Annotated in this window: 4 protein-coding genes; 1 reads left to right on the top strand and 3 read right to left on the bottom strand. The window is 68.4% G+C overall.

Features of this window, described 5'->3' with window-relative positions; all coding sequences use genetic code 11:
* Positions 1-367 (top strand): MMPL family transporter (locus U9979_RS05965; protein WP_322778580.1); only part of this gene is annotated, 367 nt, incomplete at its 5' end.
* Between the two features lie 103 nt (positions 368-470).
* Here U9979_RS05965 and U9979_RS05960 read toward each other — a convergent pair.
* The 3 genes from U9979_RS05960 to aspS all read right to left on the bottom strand — a co-directional run bounded on the left by U9979_RS05960 (position 471) and on the right by aspS (position 5,101).
* A complete protein-coding gene (locus U9979_RS05960; RefSeq protein WP_322778579.1) occupies positions 471-1,784 on the bottom strand; it encodes an amidohydrolase in 1,314 nt (437 codons plus the stop codon).
* A 127-nt stretch (positions 1,785-1,911) separates the two neighbouring features.
* Entirely contained in the window at positions 1,912-3,054 is a 1,143-nt protein-coding gene (locus U9979_RS05955; RefSeq protein WP_322751541.1) for a glutamate--cysteine ligase, read from the bottom strand.
* A gap of 307 nt (positions 3,055-3,361) precedes the next feature.
* Positions 3,362-5,101: an aspartate--tRNA ligase gene (aspS, locus tag U9979_RS05950; protein ID WP_322778578.1), complete on the bottom strand. Its 1,740-nt coding sequence runs from the start codon at positions 5,099-5,101 to the stop codon at positions 3,362-3,364.
* Positions 5,102-5,271 lie beyond the last annotated feature (170 nt).

Genomic DNA, 5,271 nt, shown 5'->3' with positions numbered 1-5,271 from the left:
CATCCGGGAGGAGTACGACGCCAGTGGTGACACCAACGCCGCCGTCATCGAAGGAGTCGGCCGTACCGGGCGGCTTGTCACCTCGGCCGCGCTGATCCTGTTCCTGTCGTTCCTGTCGCTGTCGAGCGGACCGCAGACCGACATCAAACTGTTCGCGACGGCGCTTGGCTTCGGCATCCTGCTCGACGCCACCGTCGTGCGGATGCTGCTGGTGCCGGCGTTGGTGTCGCTGTTCGGCGACTGGAACTGGTACCTGCCGGACTGGACCGCCAAGCTGCTGCGGGTGCAGGAATCCCACACCCATGACGGCCCGGGTGTTCCGGAGCCGCGGTCCCGCCGCGAGACCGAGGTCCAGACGTCCAGATAACCCGGCCCGTCCCGGGGTTGGGTTGACCATGATGGTCAACCCAACCCCGGGGGGTGTTCCGGGCTGTGCCGCAACGACAGGTACGACAGGTACGACAGGTACGTCAAAACGACGCGGCGGCCCGCTCCAGTGCCTGCAGCGCGGACGCGGCAAGGAACCGCACGCCGATTCCGATCGCCGCCTCATCCACGTCGAAGCTGCCCTGGTGCAGGTCGTAGGTGGGCCCCTCAGGTATGCGGGTACCGAGGCGGGCAAGCGCGCCGGGTACGTGGTCCAGATACCAGGCGAAGTCCTCGCCGCCGAGGGACTGCGTCACCGACATCTCCGCGCCGGGCGCAAGGACGCGATGCACGGCCGTCCGGAACAGCTCGATGGTCTCGATGCTGTTCACCACCGGTGGTACCCCACGCCGGTACTCGAGGGCGAGATCCGCCCCGTAGGGGGCGACGATCTGCTCGGCGAGCCGTCGCACGAGCGCCGGCACGTCCTCCCAGGTATCCCGGGACAGCGTACGGACCGTCCCGGCGATGCTGCCGGCCCGCGGAATCGCATTGGCCACGGTGCCCGCCTCGACGTGCCCCCACACCAGCGACAGCGACGAGCGTGGGTCCACCAGACGGGACAGCGCCGCGGGTAGTTCCACCGCCAGCCTGGACAACGCGTAGATCAGATCAACGGTGTTCTGCGGACGTGACGTGTGGCCGCCGGGGCCGCTGAGGGTGACCCTGACCGAGTCGGCCGCCGAGGTGATGGGGCCGGCGCGCAGCCCGATCGTCCCGACGTCCAGGGACGGGTCACAGTGCACGGCCATGACGGTGGACACCGACTTGAGTACGCCAGCGTCGATCACGTCCAACGCACCGCCCGGCATGGTCTCCTCGGCCGGTTGGAACACGAGCCGGACGGTTCCCGCCAGCGGATTGGCCCGGGCGAATGCGGCGAGCGCCAGCCCCACCCCGAGCACGACGGCCGTGTGGACGTCGTGGCCGCAGGCATGGCAGACGCCGGGAACGGTCGAGCCGTAGGGGACGTCCTTCACGTCCAGCACGGGCAGCGCGTCGATGTCGGCACGTACCATGACCATCGGTACGTCCGGCCGATCAGATGCGGTGCCGGTGCTCGCAACGCCGGGGGACGTCGTAGCCGTCATAGCCGTCGTAGCCGTCATAGCCGTCGTAGCCGTAGTAGCCGTCGTGTCCCGGCCGATCGGGCCGATGTCACACCACAGGCCCGTCCCGGCCGGCAACGGATGCGGCGCCAGGCCGGCGGCCGACAGGCGGGCCGCGATGGCACGGGTCGTCCGGTGTTCCTGCCTGCCCAGTTCCGGATGAGAATGAAGATCACGTCTGAACGCGACGAGCTCGCTTTCATGCTGGTTCAGCCAGCTGGCGACCGCCTCGGTGGCGTTCGCCATCATGTCGGCCGTCCAGCCTGTGCCCGCTGTCCACGCTCACGTCGTGCGCCCGCCCGGATGACCTGATCAGGGCGGATATCCGCGTACAGCAAAGGCCTGACCCCACCTCTCCACCACCGTCGGCCCGGATTCACCGTACGGGCCGACGAAACTCCATCTCCTGAAGCAGGGTATCCACCACGGCCACCAGATCCCCATCAGCCCGCCGCGCCGCCATCCGCTGCCGCTCGCTGCTCGAGCCGACATCCAGAATGTGCAGGACGTCAGCCAGTTCGTCAGTACATGCCAGCCTGCGCGCCACCGGCAGAAGATCGTCTACAAGATCAACAATCTCATCGCGGATACTGCGTGTCGCGCCACGGTCATCCACGACGATCTCGGCGGCAAGACCGTAGCGGGCGGCCCGCCACTTGTTCTCCTGGACGACCCATCGGTGTGGTGTCGGTAACGTGTAGCCCCGGTCGAGCTGGGTGTCCATCCGGTCGACCAGACACTGCGTCAGCGCGGCGACCGCCCCGACCTCCAACAGTGTCGGCAGCCCGTCACAGATACGTAGCTCCACCGTGCCGAAGTTCGGATGCGGGCGGATGTCCCACCACAGCTCACGAATGCTTTCGGCGGTACCAGAGGACACCAGCGTCGCCATGAGCTGTTCGAACTGCCCCCAGTCGGCAAGCAGGTACGGCAGGCCCGCGGTCGGCAGGCTCTCGAACAACTTCGACCGCGCCGAGGCCAGACCCGTGTCCAGACCCAGCCAGAACGGGGAGGATGCCGACAGCGCGAGGAAGTGTGGGATGTAGCCGGCGAGGGCGTTCACGATGGGGATCGCCTTTTCGCGCGAGCGGACCCCGACATGCACGTGCACGCCGAAGATCAGAAGACGCCGGGCGATCCACTGCATCCGGTCCAGCAGCGAGGCATAGCGGGGGTCCGGGCTGACCTGCTGCGTCTCATAACGGGACAGTGGATGGGTCCCGCTGCACATCAGCGCGAGTCCCCGAGGTCCGGCAAGATCCGCCAGGAGATCCACGGTTGCCAAAAGATCCTTTTTGGCCTCGTTCACGGTGTCGCAGACACCTGTGACGACTTCGATGGTCGACTCGAACAGCTCGTGCTTGGCCCGTGGCTCGGCGTCCCGGCCGATCTTATTGTGGTACTCCTCGAGGATGGCCGTCGCCGCCCCACGAAGGTGGCGGGTACCACGATCGACCAGCGCCAGCTCCCACTCGATGCCGAGACTGGACGTCGGCGACGACGAGAACGGTATCTGCATTCCCTGGCCTCCTGCTGCGTACGACTGCTGCATCCGACCCGCGAACCGCTCTGCCCGCCGTGTCCGAACCAGCCAGCACCGTTGCTGGAGACGGATTCGTCGGTCATACCCGCGGGATAACGCGCAACGCCCGACTCCCAGGGCTTCCCGGCAAGCCGGGGGCAGCGTGATCACGACAACCCGTGATCACGAGTACCGCAGGGACGCTGGAACGGGACGCGCCAACCAGGTAACGGTAGGTCGCGCCACGGTCAACCGGAGGCTTTCGCCATGAATCGTGTGCAGGATCCTGGCCCGGCGTCGACGGCTAGGCGGAGGGCAGCACCCGGATGCCCAGCTCACGCAGCTGGCGCGGCTCGATCTCGGTGGGCGCACCGGTCATCGGGTCCAGGCCGGACTGGGTCTTGGGAAACGCGATGACCTCGCGGATGTTGTCCTCACCGGCCAGGATCGCCACGAGCCGGTCGATGCCGACGGCGAAGCCACCGTGCGGCGGCGCGCCGAAGGAGAACGGCGTCAGGAAGAAGCCGAACCGGCGGTCGGCCTCGGCCGCTGAGATCCCGAGCGCTGCGAAGACCCGCTGTTGCAGATCGGGCTCGTGGATTCGGATCGAACCCGAACCCAGCTCCCAGCCGTTGAGCACCAGGTCGTAGGCACGGCTACGCACCGCCAACGGCTCGGTCTCAAGCCTGTCGACGTCATCGGGATGCGGGCGGGTGAACGGGTGGTGGCCGGGCTTGGGCCGGCCGGTCTGCGCGTCGATCCCCACGAACAGCGGGAAGTCGACGACCCAGACGTAGCGGAAGCCGCCCTCCCCGGCAGCCGGGCGCCCGAGGTCGTTGCGTAGCTGACCGAGTACCTCGCACACGGTCGCCCACTCGTCGGCGACCAGCAGGAGGAGGTCGCCGGTCTCACCGCCGGTCGCCTTCACGATCCCGGCGAGCTCGGCAGCGGACAGGAACTTCGCCACCGGGGACTCCAGCGTGCCGTCCGCGCCGACCCGCATCCACACCAGGCCCTTCGCGCCGAGCTTCTTGGCCCGGTCGGTCAGGGCGTCCAACGCCTTGCGGTTGTGGGTGGCCGAGCCACCGGGGACGCAGATGCCCTTCACCGCGGGCGCCCCGGCGAACGCCTGGAAGCCGCTCGCCGTGAAGATCTCGGTCAGTTCGACGAGCTCCATGCCAAAGCGCAGGTCGGGTTTGTCCACCCCGAACCGGTCCATGGCGTCGTGCCAGGTGATCCGCTCCATCGGCGGCTGCGCGACGCCGGTGACCGTCTCGGTGGCGGCCAGCACCGCGGCCGAGATCACCTCAAGCACGTCGTCCTGGTCGACAAAGCTCATCTCGACGTCGAGCTGGGTGAACTCGTACTGCCGGTCGGCCCGTAGATCCTCGTCGCGCAGGCACCGGGCGAACTGGAAGTAACGGTCGGTGCCGCCGACCATCAGCAGTTGCTTGAACAGCTGCGGGGACTGCGGCAGCGCGTAGAAGTGCCCCGGCGCCTGCCGGGACGGGACCACGAACTCCCGGGCGCCCTCAGGTGTGGACGGCATCAGCAGCGGCGTCTCGACCTCGACGAAGTCCCGGGGCACCAGGGTGGAGCGCAGCGCGGCCAGCACCGCCGAGCGGATCCGCAGGTTGCGCTGCATCCGCTCGCGGCGCAGGTCGAGATAGCGGTAGGTGAGGCGGGTCGACTCGTCGACCGAATCCGCCCGGTCGTCGATCGGGAACGGCGGCGGCGTAGCGGCGGCGAGCACGGTCACCGTGCAGTCCCGCAGCTCGACCTCACCGGTACCCAGGCCCGGGTTGACCGTCCCCTCGGGCCGGGCCACCACCGTGCCGGTGACGCTCAGGACGTACTCCGACCGGGCGTCGACGGACCCGTCCACGACGCACTGCACCTGGCCAGAATGATCGCGCAGGTCGACGAACATCAACGACTGGCCGTGCTGGCGACGGTGGGCTACCCAGCCGCACACCGTGACCGTCTCACCGATGTGCTCTGTACGCAGCGCACCGCACAGGTGTGACCGCATCGCCGTTTTCATCGACCCGTCCGTCCCGCTTCCCTCGGCCCTCGCCCGTGCCGTCGGGGCGTGCCCAACCCGACCGACCTTACCGGCCGGAGAAACGATGACCGAGCGGATATGCCCACGCGCCCGGCGTCACCCCGTCCGACCTCGTCGGGACCGGCCAAACCACCCGTCCAACCGGCGGC

Origin of the sequence: Protofrankia sp. Cas4 (genome assembly GCF_963555915.1) — a bacterium.
In the GTDB taxonomy this organism is placed as follows: domain Bacteria; phylum Actinomycetota; class Actinomycetes; order Frankiales; family Frankiaceae; genus Protofrankia.
Note: the sequence above shows the minus strand (reverse complement) of the source record. Positions and strands in the feature narration are given on the sequence as shown.

What these genes read in the sequence shown, in the direction of transcription:
- U9979_RS05960 (WP_322778579.1), bottom strand. Translation starts at nt 1,784, where the DNA reads ATGATGGCGAACGCCACCGAGGCGGTCGCCAGCTGGCTGAACCAGCAT.
- U9979_RS05955 (WP_322751541.1), bottom strand. Translation starts at nt 3,054, where the DNA reads ATGCAGATACCGTTCTCGTCGTCGCCGACGTCCAGTCTCGGCATCGAG.
- aspS (WP_322778578.1), bottom strand. Translation starts at nt 5,101, where the DNA reads ATGAAAACGGCGATGCGGTCACACCTGTGCGGTGCGCTGCGTACAGAG.